This is a genomic window from Prosthecobacter algae, assembly GCF_039542385.1.
GTDB lineage: Bacteria > Verrucomicrobiota > Verrucomicrobiia > Verrucomicrobiales > Verrucomicrobiaceae > Prosthecobacter > Prosthecobacter algae.
Map to the genome: position 1 here is coordinate 339202 of NZ_BAABIA010000005.1, position 19271 is coordinate 358472.

21 protein-coding genes are annotated in these 19271 nt (G+C 59.3%); 12 read left to right on the plus strand and 9 right to left on the minus strand.

From position 1 onward, the window contains the following. Positions 1-42 precede the first annotated feature (42 nt). Together ABEB25_RS13725 and ABEB25_RS13730 are read left to right on the plus strand one after the other, a co-directional pair. Positions 43-369 carry a cupin domain-containing protein gene (locus ABEB25_RS13725; protein ID WP_345736984.1) on the plus strand — a complete coding sequence of 109 codons (327 nt, stop codon included), beginning with the start codon at positions 43-45 and terminating at the stop codon, positions 367-369. Further along, the gene (locus tag ABEB25_RS13730; protein ID WP_345736985.1) at positions 332-1654 is read left to right on the plus strand and encodes a phospholipase D-like domain-containing protein; all 1323 of its coding nucleotides are present in this window, start codon (positions 332-334) and stop codon (positions 1652-1654) included. The genes ABEB25_RS13725 and ABEB25_RS13730 overlap by 38 nt, the downstream gene beginning before the upstream one ends. Before the next feature lie 33 nt (positions 1655-1687). On the opposite strand, the gene ABEB25_RS13735 is transcribed toward ABEB25_RS13730, so the two are convergent. Both ABEB25_RS13735 and ABEB25_RS13740 read right to left on the minus strand, forming a co-directional pair. Then, positions 1688-2467, minus strand: coding sequence for an endonuclease/exonuclease/phosphatase family protein (locus tag ABEB25_RS13735; RefSeq protein WP_345736986.1), 780 nt, complete (start codon positions 2465-2467; stop codon positions 1688-1690). Continuing rightward, on the minus strand, positions 2464-2688 hold the full coding sequence (locus tag ABEB25_RS13740; RefSeq protein ID WP_345736987.1) for a hypothetical protein: 225 nt from the start codon (positions 2686-2688) through the stop codon (positions 2464-2466). Before ABEB25_RS13740 ends, ABEB25_RS13735 begins: the two co-directional genes overlap by 4 nt. 195 nt (positions 2689-2883) lie before the next feature. Here ABEB25_RS13740 and ABEB25_RS13745 point away from each other — a divergent pair, with 195 nt between their 5' ends. The 3 genes from ABEB25_RS13745 to ABEB25_RS13755 all read left to right on the plus strand — a co-directional run bounded on the left by ABEB25_RS13745 (position 2884) and on the right by ABEB25_RS13755 (position 6617). Further along, a complete protein-coding gene (locus tag ABEB25_RS13745) occupies positions 2884-3399 on the plus strand; it encodes a DUF4142 domain-containing protein (protein WP_345736988.1) in 516 nt (171 codons plus the stop codon). 116 nt (positions 3400-3515) lie between these two features. Then, positions 3516-5228: a 4-alpha-glucanotransferase gene (locus ABEB25_RS13750; protein ID WP_345736989.1), complete on the plus strand. Its 1713-nt coding sequence runs from the start codon at positions 3516-3518 to the stop codon at positions 5226-5228. A 129-nt stretch (positions 5229-5357) separates the two neighbouring features. Next, entirely contained in the window at positions 5358-6617 is a 1260-nt protein-coding gene (locus tag ABEB25_RS13755) for an ATP-binding response regulator (protein WP_345736990.1), read from the plus strand. A gap of 66 nt (positions 6618-6683) precedes the next feature. Here ABEB25_RS13755 and ABEB25_RS13760 read toward each other — a convergent pair whose 3' ends face one another. Continuing rightward, on the minus strand, positions 6684-7142 hold the full coding sequence (locus tag ABEB25_RS13760) for a putative signal transducing protein (RefSeq protein WP_345736991.1): 459 nt from the start codon (positions 7140-7142) through the stop codon (positions 6684-6686). A 293-nt stretch (positions 7143-7435) separates the two neighbouring features. On the opposite strand from ABEB25_RS13760, the gene ABEB25_RS13765 reads away from it, so the two are divergent. Beyond that, complete coding sequence (locus ABEB25_RS13765) at positions 7436-8032, plus strand: RNA polymerase sigma factor (protein WP_345736992.1); 597 nt, start codon at positions 7436-7438, stop codon at positions 8030-8032. 57 nt (positions 8033-8089) lie between these two features. Here ABEB25_RS13765 and ABEB25_RS13770 read toward each other — a convergent pair whose 3' ends face one another. After that, positions 8090-8926, minus strand: coding sequence for a sugar phosphate isomerase/epimerase family protein (locus ABEB25_RS13770; protein ID WP_345736993.1), 837 nt, complete (start codon positions 8924-8926; stop codon positions 8090-8092). After that, on the minus strand, positions 8923-10323 hold the full coding sequence (locus tag ABEB25_RS13775; RefSeq protein ID WP_345736994.1) for a hypothetical protein: 1401 nt from the start codon (positions 10321-10323) through the stop codon (positions 8923-8925). Before ABEB25_RS13775 ends, ABEB25_RS13770 begins: the two co-directional genes overlap by 4 nt. Before the next feature lie 117 nt (positions 10324-10440). On the opposite strand from ABEB25_RS13775, the gene ABEB25_RS13780 reads away from it, so the two are divergent. The 3 genes from ABEB25_RS13780 to ABEB25_RS13790 all read left to right on the plus strand — a co-directional run bounded on the left by ABEB25_RS13780 (position 10441) and on the right by ABEB25_RS13790 (position 13486). Beyond that, positions 10441-10683 carry a hypothetical protein gene (locus ABEB25_RS13780; RefSeq protein WP_345736995.1) on the plus strand — a complete coding sequence of 81 codons (243 nt, stop codon included), beginning with the start codon at positions 10441-10443 and terminating at the stop codon, positions 10681-10683. A 229-nt stretch (positions 10684-10912) separates the two neighbouring features. Continuing rightward, positions 10913-12070: a hybrid sensor histidine kinase/response regulator gene (locus ABEB25_RS13785; RefSeq protein WP_345736996.1), complete on the plus strand. Its 1158-nt coding sequence runs from the start codon at positions 10913-10915 to the stop codon at positions 12068-12070. Between the two features lie 12 nt (positions 12071-12082). Beyond that, on the plus strand, positions 12083-13486 hold the full coding sequence (locus tag ABEB25_RS13790) for a sigma-54-dependent transcriptional regulator (RefSeq protein WP_345736997.1): 1404 nt from the start codon (positions 12083-12085) through the stop codon (positions 13484-13486). 188 nt (positions 13487-13674) lie between these two features. On the opposite strand, the gene ABEB25_RS13795 is transcribed toward ABEB25_RS13790, so the two are convergent. After that, the gene (locus ABEB25_RS13795) at positions 13675-14229 is read right to left on the minus strand and encodes a ferritin-like domain-containing protein (RefSeq protein ID WP_345736998.1); all 555 of its coding nucleotides are present in this window, start codon (positions 14227-14229) and stop codon (positions 13675-13677) included. Positions 14230-14260: 31 nt separating this feature from the next. Continuing rightward, positions 14261-14437, minus strand: a complete 177-nt coding sequence (locus ABEB25_RS13800; protein ID WP_345737166.1) for a CsbD family protein — start codon at positions 14435-14437, stop codon at positions 14261-14263. Between the two features lie 467 nt (positions 14438-14904). Here ABEB25_RS13800 and ABEB25_RS13805 point away from each other — a divergent pair, with 467 nt between their 5' ends. Further along, entirely contained in the window at positions 14905-15489 is a 585-nt protein-coding gene (locus tag ABEB25_RS13805) for a PA2169 family four-helix-bundle protein (RefSeq protein WP_345736999.1), read from the plus strand. Here the strand turns inward: ABEB25_RS13805 and rpoN are convergent. Next, the gene (gene rpoN, locus ABEB25_RS13810; protein ID WP_345737000.1) at positions 15486-16889 is read right to left on the minus strand and encodes an RNA polymerase factor sigma-54; all 1404 of its coding nucleotides are present in this window, start codon (positions 16887-16889) and stop codon (positions 15486-15488) included. The two genes, ABEB25_RS13805 and rpoN, sit on opposite strands and share 4 nt — an antisense overlap. 272 nt (positions 16890-17161) lie before the next feature. On the opposite strand from rpoN, the gene ABEB25_RS13815 reads away from it, so the two are divergent. Continuing rightward, positions 17162-18007 carry a transglutaminase-like domain-containing protein gene (locus ABEB25_RS13815; RefSeq protein ID WP_345737001.1) on the plus strand — a complete coding sequence of 282 codons (846 nt, stop codon included), beginning with the start codon at positions 17162-17164 and terminating at the stop codon, positions 18005-18007. Positions 18008-18055: 48 nt separating this feature from the next. After that, on the plus strand, positions 18056-18970 hold the full coding sequence (locus ABEB25_RS13820; RefSeq protein ID WP_345737002.1) for a transglutaminase family protein: 915 nt from the start codon (positions 18056-18058) through the stop codon (positions 18968-18970). An 88-nt stretch (positions 18971-19058) separates the two neighbouring features. Here ABEB25_RS13820 and ABEB25_RS13825 read toward each other — a convergent pair whose 3' ends face one another. Beyond that, positions 19059-19244 (minus strand): CsbD family protein, encoded by a 186-nt coding sequence (locus ABEB25_RS13825; RefSeq protein ID WP_345737003.1) that lies wholly within the window; start codon positions 19242-19244, stop codon positions 19059-19061. Positions 19245-19271 lie beyond the last annotated feature (27 nt).

The following is a 19271-nucleotide window of genomic DNA, read 5'->3' on the forward strand; positions in this document are numbered from 1 at the left end:
TCGAATGCACGCAGATGCCCGTCCTCCTTCGATGATGAAAGGATGACTGCTCAAAGCGTACAAAACTTTCAATCGTGGTTTGAGGCGCTGCACACCACGGAGAAGAGCCAGGTGGCCATGATGCGGCTGGAACCCGGCCAGGAATCCGGGCCCGAACCTGAAAGCCACGCTCACAGCGACCAGGTGCTTCTCGTCCTGGAAGGAACTTTGGAAGGAGAAATTGCCGATGAGCGCATTTCCATGGCGAAAGGCGATTTCATCACAGTGCCCGCAGGCACTCTCCACCGTTTCTACAATGCGGGGGAGTCCTCTGCCCTAACCTTTAATGTCTATGCTCCGCCTGCCTATCCCCCCGACGCCCGAGGATGATGCCGGGTCTTCCAGCAACGGCCACGGCCTGGCCACTCTCGCAGTAACGGCCGCTATCAGCGGCACGCTGGCAGTGATCATCAGCAAAAATTTCCTGGAGACGGAAAAGAAGATCACTCACCACATCGAGACCGATTACGCGGTCTGTGACGAGGCCTTTGCCCGCACCATGAGCCATCTCCTGGGCCCGCCCCTGCTGAGCGGCAACAAGGTCACCGTCTTGCAAAACGGAGCCCAGATTTTCCCGCGCATGCTGGAAGTCATCCGCCAGGCCGAGCGAAGCGTGACCTTTGAAAACTTCGTCTGGACCAAGGGCCAGATCGTTGAGGAATTTTCAGCCGCCTTTGCCGAATGCGCCCGCCGAGGCGTGAAGGTTCACTTTCTCCAGGATGCCATGGGATCCAACTGCCTGGACAGCGACTGCATGAAGCAGATGCGCGAGGCCGGTGTGGAGGTAGAGATCTTCCGCCGTTACAATCTGGCCAACTTCAACCACCGCACCCATCGCAAGATCCTGGTGGTAGATGGCCGCATCGGCTTTGTCGGCGGCGTAGGTATCTCCGATCTGTGGGACGGCCATGGCAATAAAAGCGATCACTGGCGCGACACCCAGTATGAGGTGGAAGGGCCCGTGGTCGCCCAGATGCAGCAGGCCTTCATGGACAACTGGATGCAGACCCGCGCGCGGGTGCTGCATGGCGATGACTACTTCCCGAAACTCGTTCCCTGTGGCGACACGCAGTGCCAGATATTCACCAGCTCCGTCAGTGAAGGTGCCGATAGCGCCCGCCTCATGTTTCTGATGTCCATTGCCGCAGCCCGCCAGTCCATCCGCATCGTGAACCCCTACTTCGTTCCTGACATGCTGGTGCTGAACCTCCTGAAAAAGGCCTGCGAACGCGGCGTCAGTGTAGAAATCATCGCTCCGAGTGAGCGTATTGACCAAAAGGTGGTCCGCTACGTGGGCCGTGCCCGCTGGGGCGGACTGCTGCGCGCAGGCGTGCGCTTTTATGAATTCCAGCCCGCCCTTCTCCACTGCAAATATTTCGTCGTGGACGAACAATGGGTGTCCGTCGGCTCATGCAACCTGGATGACAGATCCCTGTGCCTAAACGAGGAAGCCAACCTCAATGTCTGGGATCGCGACTTTGCACGCCAGCACCTGGAAGTCTTTGAAGTGGACAAAAAACGATCCCGCGAAATCACCTGGCAGGATTGGAAGAACCGTCCTTTCCGGGAGAAGGTCCTGGGCCATGTCGGCGGCATCTTTCGTTCCCAGCTTTGATCACCTAACCAACAAGAAGTTCACACCGATCTCTCACATCGCTTCAGCTTCCGGGCAGATCACCAGATCTGCCACCAGCGGCAGGTGGTCGGAGGCGATCTGTGTCTCCCGGCTATTCAGCACCTCCACCTTGTGCGCCTGCAGCCTGCTGTTCATAAAGATGTAATCCAGCCGGGTCACCGGCCACCGGGAGGGAAAGGTAGACCGGGGCCGACTGCGCAAGGTCCATCTTTGCACGTCCTTCAGCCGCCGTGTGATGGTCCGGTAAACCAGCGACCCCGGAAAGGCATTGAGATCTCCGCACAGTACAAAGGGATGCGTGCGGATGCTGCCATCCATCCAATCTGGCCCCAGCAAGGCGGTGACCTGTGCCAGCCGCTCGCTCCAGCTCAGTCCCAAGTGGGTGTTAAGCACATTCACAGGCTGCCCTTGCACATCAATCTGCACCAGGATGGCCCCCCGCGGCTCAAAAGCCAGCCGGGAGGATGAAGTGGGTAGCATTCCCTGATGCAAAAGGGTCATCGGCAAACGGCTGAGAATCGCATCCCCGTATTGCTCCGACATCTGGGTAACAGCCGGGTGAAAATGGAAGTCCATTTTCAGCGTGTCAGCCAGATGCCTGGCCTGGTGCAGTCCTCGGCTGCGACGCCGCTCCACATCCAGCTCCTGAAGGGCCACCACATCCGGTGCGGCTTCGGCGATGATGGCGGCGATCCGGCTTTCGTCCAACGCTCCATCGGTGCCCACGCAGCCATGCACATTGTAGGTCATCACGCGCAGCGTTGGCGGTTTCACCGGATCAGCCTCCTTCACAAGTTTTGGCTCCCCCGAGTAACCGGCTGGTCCAGAGGAGTTTCTGGCGTGGCCGGAGGCGCCATCTTGTGCATCTGTTTCAGCGCTTGCTCGCGGTCCTTATCCGTCACTCGCTCACGGTCGTCTTCCACGGCAATGTCGGCAGCGAGTTGCTCGATCTGGTCGGTTGCGCCTAACTGATCGAGTGTGTCATCATCTTTGTGTGCGGCAGTATTTTTCATGGCAGAAGAGTATCAACCAGGATTCGCCGGGGAGCCCCTTAACGGCCCTGCACATTTTGTTATACTGCATATTGCCCGTATCAGATTTGCACACATCCACAACCCGTCGCGTCGGCGAATTCTTCACAGCAGCTCGGCCCGGCATGCGACACGGGCAACAAGCGCTGCAAAACAACCCAAACATAAAAAAGTTCTATGAAATCATCCCTCGTTACCGCCCTCTTTGCAGGACTCTCCATGCTTGCCATCACTGTGCAGGCTGCTGACCCCAAGAGCACTCTCAACTCCGCCGATGAAAAGTTTGTGAAGGCAGCTTCACAGCATGGCATGGGCGAAGTGCAAATCGCCGCACTGGGCGTCAAAAAAGGTGCCCGTGCAGACGTGAAGGCCCTGGCCGAAAAAATGGTCCTGGCTCACACCACCCTGAACACCGAACTCACCGGCCTGGCCAAAGCCAAGGGCGTTGAGATCTCCACCGTCACCGATCCGGCTGACACCGAAACCCTGAAGGAACTCGAAAACACCAACACGGGCGACGCCTTTGACAAGGCTTTCCTGAATCAACTGGAATCCGGCCACAAGGAAGCGATCGACCTCTTTGACAATGCCGCCGAAGAGTCCAAAGACGCTGAAGTGAAGGCCTGGGCTGGCAAGGCCCTGCCAGAACTCCGCAACCATCTTGATGCTGTCCAGACCGCCCTGAAGAAATAATTCCTCGTTACTGTTTTACGGAGGTCTCCGGGCCTTCGTCACGCTGGCGGTGATGGTGGACTCTCCGTCCTCCCGTCACCGCCAGCTTCATTTTCACTTTTGACGTTCTTTTTGTTATGCCAGCCCCCCTTCCCTCCAAACGACTCGCCGGCCTCCTCGTACCAGTCTTTGCCATGCGGCGCACCCATGACATGGGCATTGGCGATACCCGTGCCGTTCTCGAAACCATTGATTTCTGCGCCTCCCATCAGTTCGCCATTTTGCAGTTGCTGCCCATCCATGAAACCGTAGGCGACCACAGTCCCTACAACCCCATCACCTCCCGCGCCCTCTCCCCCGCCCTGCTTACCCTGGAGCCCGATGACGTCCCTGGGCTGACGCAGGAAATATTGGATACCCTGGCCCCGCCCTCCTGGCTGGCCCAGCTCCGCGAAGGCCCCGTCAAACATCTCTCTGTGCATCCTCTGAAGCTGCAAGTCCTCCAGGAGGCCGCACGGAACTTCGAAACCATGACGGAGATCCCTCCGGAGTTGCAGCAAAACTATGCGGATTTTCAGGCCCAGGCCGCTGACTGGCTGCCTGGCTACACGCTGTTCCGCACCCTTGTCCAGGAATACGGCGGCAATGCCCACTGGGAACAGTGGCGACCCGAGCACCACACCCCGGCCAGTGCCGAGCAATGGCTGGCGGCTCACCCCGAACGGGAACGCCTGGAGGCGTGGCGTCGCAGCTTCACCTTCATCCAGTGGGTGGCCTGGCGGCAGTGGCGCGCAGTGCGGCAGCATGCCGATGAACGTGGCGTGCAGCTCATGGGCGAGATGTCCTTCGGCGTCTCCAAAAGCAGCGCCGATGTCTGGCTGCATCCCGCACTCTTTGACCGTGATTGGAGCATGGGCACGCGGCCGGTCTCCTACTTTGACACCAACAAAGATTCCGAACGCTGGGGCCAGAATTGGGGCCTGCCGCCCTATCGCTGGGAGAACCACCGCTCTGAAAATTTCGCCTGGCTGCGCGGGCGGCTCAGTTCGGAGTCCCAGTTCTTCCACCTCTGCCGCCTAGACCATCTGCGGGGCTACTTTCGCGGCTACATGTTCCCCTGGCAGGGCGGGGCACAGCATGCGGAATTTGCCACCCTGACGGAAGAGGAAGTGAAGGCCCGCACCAAAGGACTGCTGCCCCGCTTTGTCCCAGGCCCGGACGAGCAGGAAAACACAGCCCAGATGAATGACCTCCAAGGGCGCGAGATCATCTCCATCATGCAGGAAGCCGCGGGCCCCATGGCACTGGTGGCGGAGCTGATGGGCATGATGGCCCCCTACATGCGCCAGGCGCTGGATGACCTGCAAATGCCCAACCTCACCTTCCCACTTTTGGAAAAGGATGAAGACGGCCACCTGCTGCACCAGGAGTCCTTTCGTGAACTCAGCCTGGTGGCCTATGGCAACCATGACCATGCCCCCATCGCCGCTGTTTACTCCCGCCTTCACGAAGGCCTCAGCACAGGCGATGCTGCCCCGTCGGATGACCTGACCAACCTCCTCGCCTTTGCCAAGTGGGATGCTCCCGCACCCGAGGAGCTAAACAGCGAGCTTCTTTCCGCCCTGCAAAAGGCTTTGTTTGAGACTCCCTGCCGACTGGCCGTCCTCATGTGCATGGACCTGCTGGGAACCGCTCAGCGCTTCAATCTGCCCGGTAGCTACGGCAGCCTCACCTGGTGTGAAAGGCTGGAACTTCCCTGGCCTGAGCTGGAGCGCCACCCCGTCTACGGCCCCCGCATTCAGGAGGCCGAACGCTGGGTGCAGGAATCTGGCCGAGCCCCTGCCGTATAATTTTTGCACCTCTGGCGATTTTTTCCCCAGGGGATGCATGCAGGAATGCCCTTCCCTGCGAAGTGTGAGAAGGGCGGTCAGGAGACTGGCCACCCTTTATGGAATTTGCCCTCCAGCCATATTCTGACCATGTCCCCGGCATCTCATACTCCCATCCCCAGCGCGGTCAAAAAAACCGCCAATTCTCCGCCCCCAAATCCCAACCTCAACAGGCAGACTGGCAAGGAGCATTCGGCCTCCTCCCTCAGCGCCCCGCCTTTGGTCCTGGTGGTGGATGATCAGGCGCGCAACGTGCAGATGGTGAAAAAGGTGCTGTCCAGCGACGGCTTTCAGGTCGTCACCGCAGAGAGCGGGGAGGAGGCCCTGCGCTGCATCAGCAACCATTGGCCGGATCTCATCCTGCTGGATGTCGTCATGCCTGAGATGGACGGCTTTGAAGTCTGCGAGCAGATCAAAAGCAACCCTGCCACCCAGAACATCCCCATCATTTTCCTCTCCGGAGACACCGGGCACCAGTCCGTCATGACCGGCTTTGCCAAGGGTGGCATTGACTACATCTCCAAGCCTTTCAACAAGTCCGAGCTCCTTGCCCGGGTTCGCACGCATGTGGAGCTGCACCGCAGCCAAGTGCGCAACCTCATGCAGGTGCAGGAACGCCGCCGCACTCTGGACCTCATCGCCCACGAGTGGCACAAGCCGCTTCAGCGCATCTCCCTCTTCCTCTCCACCGTTTACCGCGACATGGAGGAGGCCGACCGGCCCGGCAGCATGCTGGCCCTCAGCAAAGAAGCCATGCGGGAAACTCACCGAATGCTGAGCTCCGTCGAAGGCTTTCTGCACCAGGAATCCTCCGCCGCAGGCGCTTTCCAGGAGGGAACCGCCCCGCTTGGCCTAACCACCGATGATTTAAAATCCATGGTGGGCAAATGGTACGTCACGGCGAAGCGCAAGCTGGTGGAGCTGATCCTCACCGCCCCTGTGAAACCGCTGCCTGTGGCCGGCCTCTCCTTTGCCATCAACCAGATCGTGGATGCCGTGCTTTCCAATGCGGTCAACTTTACCCCTCAGGCAGGCCGCATCGAGGTCCGCATCGCCGAGAAAAACGGCCATATCGTGCTGCGCGTGAAGGACAACGGCCCAGGCTTTTCAGACGAATACCTGCGCCGCCAGTTCCAGCCCTACATGCATCACAGAGACGGCAGCACCCAGGCCAGCCTGGGCGTGGGCCTTGCCTCGGCCAAACGCATTGCCGACCGGATCAAGGCCACAATGACCATCGGCAACCGCACCCGTGGTGCAGGCGGCTACGTCACCGTGACCTTTCCCAGCAGCGCTGTGAAACTCGCGGACTTGGAGACTCTGGAAGAGATCCCTTCCAACGATCTGTAAAGGGGGCTTGGCTTGCTCGATTGGGCGAGCCCTCGCTTTCGGATTCAACTCCCAAAGGGGTCCCTCTCAATTGGGCGGGGCCACCTGCACTCCCGTTGCATGACCGATCTCGGGCAGCTTGGCCCCTGCCTGGTAAGGCCATAGCGCGTGGCATTTGCGGCAATAAAACTTCTTCTCGAAAAGGCCGAAGTTACTCGCCCACTCCAGCAGCAGCGGTGTGATGAAATACTTGCGGGTAAACTGCGGATATTCCACCGCCAGGGAACCGCACTCCGGGCAACTGAAGATATGACGGCAGACCGGCTCATGCGTGCCCTGCATGTCCTGAATCAGGTTCACGGCGCGTGCATAGTCCGCATCATGGACTTGGACGATGGAAAAGGCCTTCGGTTTGGTGAAGAAAATGAAGCGCTGGATGTCTTGTTCGTCGTGGGTGCGGGCCGTGATACCATTGCGGCTCAGCGCCTCCGCCAGGTTTTCCGCCTCATACATGCTGTCCAGTGTCGCCAGATTGATATAGTTCATAAGCGTGGGGTCTAGTTCACTGTATTCGCAGGGCTAGCCCTCGGTGCGTCTGACCATTTTAGAGACGGCCAGGAGGAGAGGTGCAAACGATACGCATTTCACAAGATGCACGGTTTTCCCCGTGCATTTCGTCACTGGCACCCTCGGGTGGCAAAATGCGAAAGGATGTAACTCGTTGAAAATCAACAAATTTTCAACCGTGGCACAGCGGGTATGGGGTTTGCAATACAGGGAAGCAGCTCTGTGCACACCCATTTGAGCAACCCCTGAAACCCCTTTTGCCCACGCCCCCTATGAAAATCGCCCCCACCTCCTCCTTCACGAACCTGGATGACGAAGCCCTCATGGCCTGCCTGGCCAACAAAGAGCCAAACGCCCTGTGGGTGATCCATGAGCGTTACCACTCCATTTTGAAGTCCATCATCATCTCCGTTATCCATGATGAAACCGAAGCTGACGATGTTCTTCAGGAAGTGTTCATCCAGATCTGGACCCACGCCGCCAACTACTCTGTCGCCAAAGGCAAAGCCGCCGGCTGGCTCATCACCCTGGCACGCCGCCGCGCCATTGACCGCCTCCGCCAGCGCCACTCCTACCAGCTCGCCACCGAGCGGCTGGAAAAGGCCTCCCGGCCTTCGAACGCCTACGAGATCGAAAGCGCCCAGCACGACATTGAGAATCACGACATCCGCAATTACCTCAACAGCCTCCTGCAGACCCTGCCGGTGGCCCAGAAGGAAGTGGTGGTCCTCGCCCACCTGCATGGCATGAGCCAGCGCCAGATCGCCTCCGCCATCAGCCTGCCGCTGGGCACGGTGAAAACCCGCCTGGAACTGGGCATGCGCAAGCTCTGCCACATCGCTGGTGGCACCCAGCACAAGGTGATGTAATCACACTTCTTGTTAGTTTTTTCTGACCGGATCCTGGGAAACTGTCCCGGGACCCGGTCAGTTGTTTGGGCCTACCTCCACCAAATAATCAAAGGCACGCCGGGCGCGGACCAGCGTCTCGGCCACGGATTCGTTGGCGTTCCCCGCCAACTCCAGGATCAGGGAGCCTTTGAACTGATGCGTCTTCAGCTCTCCCAGCAGCCAGCGCCAGTCGATGACTCCTTCACCAGGATTGAGATGCGCGTCATAGTTGCCGCGGTTGTCGTTCGCATGCAGCATTTTCAGGTGGCCGGACAGCTTGTGGACCACGGTTCCCAGTTCCCCGGCCAGGTTCGCATGGCCTGTGTCTAGACAGGTGCCCACATTGCACTCCCGGATCTGGCCCAGGAGGTAGAGCATGTCGCTCGTGTGGCCAAAAAGCAGATGCGGCAGCATGTTTTCCAGCAGCAGGTTGACCCCCAGATCCTGGCATTTGCGGGCCACCATATTCAGGGAGTCTGCCGCATGGTTCATGTGCTGGAGGAATTCCTCCTGCGGCGGCCGCCCCTCCCTTTCAGGGCCAGGATGCAGCACAATGTTGCGCACCCCCATGGCCGCTGCCGCCGTGCAGGCCACCAGCAGCTCATTCACCGCGCCACGCCGGGTAGGCTCATGCAGGGAGGTGATGTCGATGTGGTCCGCAAACGGGGCGTGGAAGGAAAACGGGTGCAGGTCCAGCGCTCGCATCCGCTCGCCAGCCTCCCTCACCATGTCATGCTGGTGGTAGTCCAGATGTTTGGGGAAGGAGCAGATTTCAATCTGCCGGAAGCCGCTCTCGGCAATGCCGTCGAGCACTTCGAAAATGCTGCGCTGATAAAAGCAGCCGGTGGAAAGTCCGATGGGCCATTGGTTCATAACATGGGGTGGGTGAGCAGGGTTTGGCGCAGTGGTGCCAGGCAGGCCCCGGCATCGCAGGGCGAGTGGCAAAAGCCTTTCTCCCGGGTGGATACGCAATTGAAATCAATGAGCTCGTCCAAGCCGGTGGCCCTCAGGCCAGCAAAGACGCGCGTGTAAAAATCTGCCCGGATAGCGGCGCTGTAATCGCGCCAGTCCACGCCCCAGCCAAAGGCAGGGTTCTCAAACTTCGACCGGATGAGACCCGCTATGTGACGCGGATGCCACCCACGCGCCAGCAGGCTGCGGGTGATGAGCTGCATGCCCGCAGGCTTCAGCAGCCGGTCATTGGGATCCTCCAGTAGGCTACGCATGCACGTCGGCAGCGTGTGGACAGGCGTCTGGTCATACGTTTCAAGCCAGCGGTCCTTGGCATCATGATGGTCGGAGTAAAAGAACTCATGAAAACGGCGCAGAGGCGAGGCCAGATACTCATCCAGCAGGCGGGAAGTGCCGTGGGACTGCTCCGGAATCCGCACACAGGCTCGCCGGGCCAGGTCCCTCACCTCAGACTCCACCTGGCGCACCTGCAGGGCCAGCTTCACATCCATCTCATGCAGCGGCACCACCCGCACCAGCGGGATCTGATCCCGCACCTGCGGATCATCCGTCAGGCCCTGCATCCAGGGTTTCAGGTAATAGGTGAAGGGCTGGCGGATCATCCGCGAATACAGCGGGTCCCCATACTCGGAGATATCCACCGAGACGATCTCGCGCCGGCCTGAATGGCTAGGGCCCACATGCACGGCCGTGATCTCCACCGGGATGTCCATCAAAGGTGCCGCATCCTGCTTGATCCTCTGCGCCATGTACTCCATCACCAGCGATTGCCCGGCAAAGGCGCTCTGCGCGAGAGCCCCAATCTGCCCCGCAAACGGCTCCGGCACAGAAGCCACGCAGGCATCTCGCCACTCCGGTGCCGGATCCAGCAGGCTGAAACGCTGCGCCAGTTCGCTGTGACGTTCTATCCGCCAGACAAAATGATGCCCCTGCCCGGTGATGATGTGCAGTGGCCGGATGCCCCAGTGCAGCAGCAAGCACTCAATCACGCGCACCACCGGTTCCTGAATCTCAAAGGCCCGCTCTGGGTCCACATGGGCTTCCGCTGGTGAATCAAAGTTCACATATTCGATGTCCAGATGGAAAAGCAGTGACTTGGAATCCGAAAGAGAACGCGCCATGTCCAGGTCCCGCTCCAAAAACCAATCCAGCTCCGCCGGGGCACGCAACTGCGAACGCCGGAACTGGCAGCCGTCCGAATGCGTCAAATACGTGGCCGTCACCTGGTCCAGTGTCTCGCCGCCGAGAAACTCGATCAGCCGCTGCCGGATGGCGTCGTCCCGATAAAATGGTGTCATCCAGTTTAATCGTTCGGGCAACGGTCCGCGCGTGCGGTGATGACACCTGAACCCCGGAAAAAACGCGGGGCCAAAGGCAACAGCGAAAGCGAAGTCTCATGAACCCAAATCACCACCATGAACACCACTTCCCCCTGCGAAACCTGCGGCAATGTTTACGACAAAGCCTTCACAGTCACCCTCCAGGGCAAGACGCACACTTTTGACAGCTTCGAGTGTGCCATCCAGGCACTCGCCCCTGTCTGTGGCCATTGCGACTGCCGGATCATTGGCCACGGGGTCGAATCGGACGAGCAGATCTTTTGCTGCGTCCATTGCGCCACCAAGGCTGGCGAAAAAGGGCTCAAAGACCGCCAATAAAACCACGAGCATAACGGGGGTGGCTTGAGCTCATCTGGCACACTCCACGTTGCACTTTGCGAATTGCTACCATTGCAAAACGCCAAAATAACTGGACCTTGGTCCCTGAGTCTTACGCAAACTCGTGCCTCCGCCACCTCACCCGCACTGGCATGCAACGTGCATGGTGATCGCCATACGCGATCACGGTTGATTGTTCCCAGTGAAAGCAGCCCTCTCCCACTCCCTCATGTCTTCTGCTTCCAAAAACGATCCCACTTCGCCCCGATCCACCATCATGGTCGTGGATGACCAGCCCCAAAACGTCAAGCTGGTGAGCGATCTCCTGACCGTGGCGATGGGGTATGAAGTCATCGAAGCGGAAAGCGGCTACCAAGCGCTGGAACTGCTGAAAAAAACCGTGCCCGACCTCATCCTTCTGGACGTGCTGATGCCCGAACAAGACGGCGTAGAGACCTGTAAAATCATCAAGGAGAATCCCACTCTCACCGACATTCCCATCATCTTCCTCTCAGCGGCTGATGACAAAAACCTCATCGTCCAGGCCCTGGAAAGCGGCGGCGTGGACTATGTGACCAAGCCCTTCAGCCGGGCCGAACTGCTCACCCGCGTGCGCACCCATCTGGCCCTGAAAAAGGCCCATGATTCCCTCAAGGCCCTGGCCGAGGACAAGGACGAGTTACTGGGCATCCTTACCCATGACCTGAAGAACCACCTCGGTGGCATGCAGATGAGCGCCCAGCTCCTGCACGACCGGCTGGAGCGCCACCCCACCGATGACAAGTGCGAGCACCTCGTGGGCAACATCCTCCTCAACACCACCCAGATGCTGGCTTTCGTGAAGGAATTCCTGGCCAACAGCCTCACCGAACGGATGATCCAGTTCAATGCGGAGCCGGTCAACCTCGCCCAGGCCGCCAACCAGGCCGTGCGGCAGTATCAGCTCGCTGCCGAGCGCAAGGAGATCGAATTCGTCTGCCAGCTCAACACGCCCAGCAGCACCATCGAGGCCGATCCCACCGCCCTCAAGCAGGTCCTCGACAACCTGCTTTCCAATGCCATCAAATTCTCGGCCTCCGGTAAAAAGATTTTCGTCTCCGTCTCCCCCATGAAGGGCGACTGTGTGGAGTGCTGCATCCGCGATGAGGGACCCGGATTTACCGATGAGGACAAGCAACACATGTTCCGCCGCTATGCTCGTCTCACAGCCAGGCCCACCGCCGGGGAGCCGAGCACCGGCCTGGGCCTCAGCATTGTCAAAAAGCTGGTCGAAGCCATGCACGGCCATCTCCTGCTCGACTCCACCCTCGGCGAAGGCGCCACCTTCACCGTTCGGCTCCCCAAAAGCCGCCCAACCAAACGCCCGAACCACGAGCTCCGCCCCTGACCCCTTACCGACATGGATTTCCTAGTGATTGATGATGAAAAGAGCATCCGTGACGCCACGTGCATGCTCATAGATGACGAGGGCCACTACGCTGAGCCCGTGGTGAACACCGCCGGTGCCCTGGCCCGCCTGAAGGAGGAAAAGTACGACGCCATTTTGCTGGACCTCAACCTGGGGCCTGAAAACGGCCTGGATCTGCTGGATCTTCTGGTGAAGCACCACCCCCAGATCCCCGTCGTCATGTTCACCGCCCAGGGCACCGTCAAGATGGCCGTGGAGGCCGTGCGCCGCGGGGCCCTAGACTTCCTGGAAAAACCCTTCACCCGTGAGGAGTTCCGCGCCGTGCTCGCCCGCCTGGCCCGCTTTCGTCAGATGAGCCAGCGCATCGAAACCCTTGAAAAAGAGGTCAAGGAAGTGCGCCAGCAAAGTGGGCCTGAACCGCGTTTTGACTTTGAAACACCCGTCATGAAATCCGTCATGGATGTGCTCATGCGCGCCGCCCGCGCACCCGCTGCCATCCTGATTCTCGGGGAAAGCGGCACGGGCAAAAGCGTGGTCGCCAAGGCCATCCATCAGCAGAGCCACCTCAAGGACAAACCCTTCGTCACCGTCAGTTGCCCTGCCCTGTCCAAAGAACTGCTGCAGAGCGACCTCTTCGGCCATGTCAAAGGTGCCTTCACCGGTGCCATCCGCGACACCTGGGGCAAGATCAAGCAAGCCGAGGGCGGCACCCTCTTCCTCGACGAAATCGGCGAACTGCCGCTGGAGATCCAGCCCCAGCTTCTGCGCCTGCTCCAGGAACGTGAGTATGAGCGTGTGGGTGAAACCGTGACACGCAAGGCTGATGTCCGCATCATCGCCGCCACCAACCGCGACCTGAAGGAAAGCGTGCGCAACCGCACCTTCCGCGAAGACCTCTTCTTCCGCCTGAACGTCATCTCCGTCGAGATGCCGCCCCTCCGGCATCGCCAAAGCGACCTCCTGCGCATCGCTGAATATTACACCGAACACTTCGCCTCCCAAGTAGGGCGCAAGCTCCACGGCATCTCAGAGGCAGCCAAACGCCGCATCGCCAGCTACGGCTGGCCCGGCAACCTGCGTGAACTGCGCAACGCCATCGAGCGGGCCGTCATCCTGGCCAATACCGACCAACTGGAGGCCGATGACTTCCCCACCGAAGTGCATGGCGGGTCCTCCGTTTCCTCATCGCCAGCTTCCCTCGGCTCCAATGGGGGCAGCATGAACTTCGGTGCCTGGGAGGGCATGACCCTCCAACAGATCGAAGAAGCCTGCATCAAGCACACCCTCGAGACTGCCTCCAGCCTGGCTGAAGCGGCTGTCATCTTGGGCATTGATCAGGCCACCCTCTACCGGAAACGGAAAAAGATGGGGCTGGACGCCAAAGCCGTCCATTGAGTTCCTCGGTGGTGAGCCTCATCGTTCAAACATGAGGCTCAATGGCCACCACACCATCTTCCATCCCCCTCTTCATCAAGACCTGACAAGGTCAGTCATCAAAGCAGAGGGCCAGCCTGCCACCCTCGAAAGAGTTACGCAGGCTGGCCCAATGACTGAGTCAGAAGCGAAGGCCGGAGGGCCCGAACTTAGCGTGATGAAGAGGCCGCCTTTTTACGGGCTGGGACATCATCTTCCTCCTCCTCATCGGAGGCTTCATTGTCGCACTGGCTCAGGAGGACGGTGGCCACGCTGGTGAGTTCTTCATCAGCGGCGCCTTCTTCCTCAAGGGTTTCGGTGAGCAGGGCAATGTCATCGGCATGGCCCAGTTGCTCGGCAAAGGTGCGGGCATTGCCATAGCCCGCGATTTCATAGTGCTCCACCCGCTGGCAGCCTGAGATGATGCCCAGGTCCCGCAGGATGTCGTCACCTTCCTCCTCGAGCATGCCTTCGCATTCTTCGAGCAGGCCCTCCATGCCTTTGCACTTTTCGCTTTCGCGTTTTTCATCGTGGCTGGCGAGGATGTCATTGAGACGCTCCACGTGTTTTTTGGTGACTTCCAGGTGGGCCTTGAGGGCCTCCTTGAGTTCTTTGGATGACGCAGCCTTGATGACTTTGGGCAGAGCGGTTTTGATCTGCATCTCAGCGCTGTGCAGGTCCTGCAGTTCGTGAATGTAAAGCGTTTGAAGTGATTCGAGTTTCATGATGTGTTTTTTGGTTAGGCTTGAGGAAAAATCAGAGTTCCTCAAAAATCTTTTCCACCTCCGCCCGGTTCTTGCCCAGGCGCTGCTGCACCCGGCCATAGAGTTCGTCCTCCTTGCCTTCGACATAGAGGAGATCGTCGTCGGTCAGCTCGGCATACTTCTGCTTGAGCTTGCCCTTGGCTTCGTTCCAGGTGCCTTTGACCCGCAGCTTATTGGCTTGGTAATGGGTGGCGTCGGCGACCTTGTCACCGAGTTCCGCTGCAGCCGCTTTGGTTTCTTGGGCGGCTTCTTTGCTTTCCTGGCGGATGACGGCGCGTTCCTCACGGTCGCAGGCTGCAAGACCGAGGGCCAGGGCGAGAAGGGTGAATGTTGTTTTCATGGTGATGGCGATTGGGTGGGGTGGCTGTAGATGACTGCTGCAATCAGCGAGCCGTGAGGCCTTTTGCATAAGCGGTGCCACCATCTCACATCCCCGTCCTTCCATTCTGCCATCAGCAACGGGCTGCTTTCTGAACCGTACTTTTTGTTAGTCTGTCCAAGCATACATTACCATGCCTAGGTTGCACTCTGCGTGGCGCTTTGCATGTGACAGTGCATGGCAGGAAATGAGGGACCAAGATGTGCAGGAGAGAATTTGGTCGGCTGTAAAAAGCCATCCCAATCCCCCCGATTCTTATGAATGCCCATTCTCCAAACTGGCCCCCCGAGCCCGCTCCCAGTGCCCGGTCATCCCCGCTCTTCCCGGCTGCCCAGAAAGCCACCAGCCAGCAGGCGGCCTCCATTCCTGCCGCAGGGCTCACCGCCATTTTCCAGAACCTCATCAAGGTCACTCATGACGGCGAGCACGGCTTCCAGCATGCGGCCGCCCAGGTGCATGACCGCGCCCTGCGCGATGAATTTCACAAATATGCACGTGAGCGCCGCAGCATGGCCAGTGAACTGACGCAGCTCATGAACCTTGTGGGCGAAAACACCGCCGTCCCTTCGGGTTCCGCAACGGCGGTATTCCATCGTACCTGGATGAGTCTGCGCACCGTCCTCTCCGGAGAGCCGAACGACCAGGCCATCCTTGATGAAGTCGAACGCGGCGAAGAGGCGGCTGAAGAGGCCTTTCATGAGGTGCTGGATCCTACCGACCTACTTCCGGAAGCCGTTCGGTCAGGCATTGAGACCCTGGCCCAAAAAGTTCATCGCGCCCATGAGCGGGTGCGTCGTCTGCGGGACAGCGGCCTATACCAGCGGCCGCACCGCGGAGTTTAAAGCCCGCGCCGAAGTGCACTGGGCAGGATGCCAAGACGGTCGCGATATTTCACCACCGTGCGGCGGGACATGCGAATGCCACGCTCCGCCAGGCGTTCGACGATCTCCTTGTCATGCAGAGGATGGCCACGGTCCTCGGCCTGGATGATCTCCTTCAACGCTGCCTCCACTGTGCGGCCGCTCACGGCCTCACCGGAGAAGGTGGCCATGCCGGAGGTGAAAAAGGAGCGCAGTTCAAAAACACCGTGCGGCGTGTTGGCAAATTTGCCCGCCACCGTTCGGCTGACGGTGCTTTCATGCACGCCGATCTCGTTGGCAATGTCGGCCATGGTCATGGGCTTCAGGTAAGACGGCCCGATCTCAAAGAAGTCCTCCTGCCGGGCCACGATATGCTCCGCCACTTTCTGAATGGTCTGCTGCCGCTGCTGCAGCATTTCGATGAAAAAGCGGCCGCGCTTGATGTGGTCGCGGATGAAGTCGCGGACGTCCTTTTTGCCAGCGGATTCCGCCATCATGCTTTTGTAAAACTGGCTGATGCGGAGGGACGGCGTCACTTCCTTGTGGATCGTCACCGTCCATTTCCCCGCCTGCTTTTCGATGGTCATTTCCGGCTGCACATGGAAGCCGATGGCCGGGGTTTCATCGAAGTCTCTCGCTGGTCTCGGGTTCAGGGCTGTGATGCGCATGGCCGCGTCCTGCACATCGTCCAGCTCCACATCGAAATGCGCGGCGATCTCTTCGAACTTGCGGCGGGAAAGAAGCAGAAAGCACTCGTCCAGAATATGGTACTCAAGGGTCTTGGTCCGCTTTTCCCGCTCCAATTGCACCATGAGGCACTGACGCAGATCGGAAGCGCCCAGGCCGGGAGGGTCCAGCGTCAGCAGCATGTCCTGGGCAAATTCCAGTTCCTCCAGCGGCCGGTTCTCTTCATCCGCGATCTCGGCCAGAGGCTTCTTCAGCCAGCCATTGTCATTCAAGTGGCCCAGCAGGCGCAGGATGTCGCCCTTTTCCTCTTCATCAAAACGCATGCCCAGAAGCTGGCCTTCGACATGTTCGGCCAGGGTCACCGGTTTGGTGAGGGACTCCATGACGAACTGGCGGCGCTCTTCGTCCTCAGGAGTTACCACACCGCGTGTCGGTGCAGGATTCCACTCTTCATCCCGGCGGGCCAGCTTGCTCAGTTCCTCATCCCAGGCATCCTCCACGGGGTCCTCGGCAGTGGACTCCAGGCTGGCATCAATGCCGCCTTCCAGTTCCAGGACAGGGTTCTGCTGCATCTCCTGGCGGACCAGAAGGTCCAGCTCATGGGTGGGCGTTTGCAGAACCGCGAGCTTCTGCCGGAGTTCCAGCGACAGATGCTGCGAAAGTTCGGGGGCTTGCAGGAGGGTGTTTGAAGACACAACGCGGGAGAGGTGAATCGAAGGGACGGGGACCAGACGATGGCAATTTTTCTTGGGAGATCAAAAGCGCATCCAATTGACCACTTTTGCAAGAACCATGCCTGCCGGATAAACCTTTGGCAGGGGTAGCATACAGGCATCGGCATGTGACCTGCACCTCTTTCTTTTGCAAACTGCAAGAGCTGGACGAATGCATCCTGCAAATTCAGGGGATGTTTATGAGAAGCCAGACGGCACAGGTCTTGCAGCACCCTTTTGCACCCTCTCCTCCCATGACTTTCAAGATCACCTGCGAATTGGACTACACGGTCACCTCTCCTCTGACCTTCCTGCTGAACATCCGCGCCCAAAAGAACGCGCGTCAAAAGGTCCTCGAAGAAAAGTTCCACCTCACCCCGACGATGCCGCATGTGAAGCATGCAGATGAGGTGACGGGCAACCGCTTTGACCAAATCACCGCCCAGGTTCCCGGCATTTATCAGGTGCGCTATGAAGCCCTGGTGGAGAACAGCCCTGAAATCCTGTCCCGAAAAGACCTCGTTGATACGGAAGTACACGAGTTTTCACTCGAGGTCCTGGCCTGCCTGTACGCCAGCCGCTACTGCCAGTCCGACCGGCTGGGCAACCTGGCGGCCCAGCAATTCGGCCATTGCGAAACCCCGATTGAACGAGTGCTTGCTGTCATCGCCTGGATCTCGGAGCACATCGCGTATGTCAGCGGTTCCACCAATGCCAGCACCTCCGCCGTGGATTCCCTGGTGGAGCGCCAGGGCGTGTGCCGTGACTTCGCCCATCTGGGCATCGCCATGTGCCGGGCCATGAATATCCCTGCCCGGTATTTTACCGCCTATGCCCACGAACTGAACCCGCCCGACTTCCATGCCTGTTTTGAGACTTGGGTAGGTGGTCGCTGGCTGCTGTGGGATGCCACCGGTCTAGCCTCTCCCGACGGCGTGGTACACATCGGCACGGGCAGAGATGCCGCCGAAGTATCCGTCTGCACTTCCTTTGGCAATTTGCAATTGGAGCGCCAGAACATCACCTGCGAGGCGATGGATGAAAACTACCAAAAACTGACGGCGGAACAACTTCAGCAGGTCTTCATCTCCCACGCGTAACTTGGTTAACCCACAAGGTGGGCCTGCTCCCGCACCACCCCCTCTCCCATGAGACGTTACCACATCGAGCACCGCACCATTTACCGTTACTCGGAGCCGGTGCGCTTTGGCCTGCACCGGATGGTGCTGCGGCCGCGTGAAGGGCATGATGTGCAGGTGGTGAAGCATGACCTGGAGGTCTATCCTCCGGCGCACTTTTTCTGGCTGACCGACCTTTTTGGCAACAGCATCGCCCTGGCCGAAATGCCAGACATGGCCGACCGGTTAGAAATCATCAACAAGGTGATCATCGAGCGCGTAGGCGGCCCGGAAGACGCGGCACCACGCCAGATCACCCGTCCCTCCCTAGTCACCCTGCCTGTGGCCTACCCGCAAATCGAACAACCAGTTGTCAGCGGGTACTTGCAATCGGTGTATCCGGAGGATCAGCCGGTCATCAGCCAGTGGGTGGCCACTCAAATGGAAAGCCTGCCCGCAGGCTCAGCCGCTGAGGCTGTGGCCCATCTCAACCGCTGCATCCATGCCCAGATCCGCTATCGGCGGCGTGAAGAACGTGGTGTGCAGACCCCGGCCAACACACTGACCTACGCCACCGGATCTTGCCGGGACATGGCCACTCTGTTGATGGAAGCCTGCCGTTCCCTGGGGCTGGCCGCCCGCTTTGCCAGTGGCTATCTGGATGCAGCCGCGGCTACCGCAGGTCGCGGATCCACCCATGCATGGGTGGAAGTCTATTTTCCAGATAACGGCTGGTGCGGTTTTGATCCCACTGTGGGGGATGCCCTGTCACCCCGGCATGTGACCCTCGGCGTCAGTGCCCACCCGCGCGGGGTCATGCCCATCAGTGGCATCTATGAAGGGGCGCCCGGCTGCTACCTGGGTATGGAAGTGGCCGTCACCATCCGCCAAAGCCTGGACGATGCCAGCCCGCCCGAAGTCTTGGTTCCGAGCGGCATTTCATAAAAAACCACCCCTGGCACTGAAAGCACCAGGGGTGGGAAAAGGTCATGCCATACAGGCGATGACTCGGGGGATGAAAATCCGTGAGCCGTTACACCTCTTCGATGTAGCGGCGGATCGCTTCTTTCGTCTCACCCGTGCGCTGCTGCAGGCGGCCGAGAAGTTCATCCTCCTTGCCTTCTTCAAAGAGAAGGTCGTTGTCGGTCAGCTCGGCATATTTCTGCTTCAGCTTACCTTTGGTTTCGTTCCAGGTGCCTTTGATTTTGAGCTTTGTCATAATATGGAAGGGTTGTTCAGAGGCGGC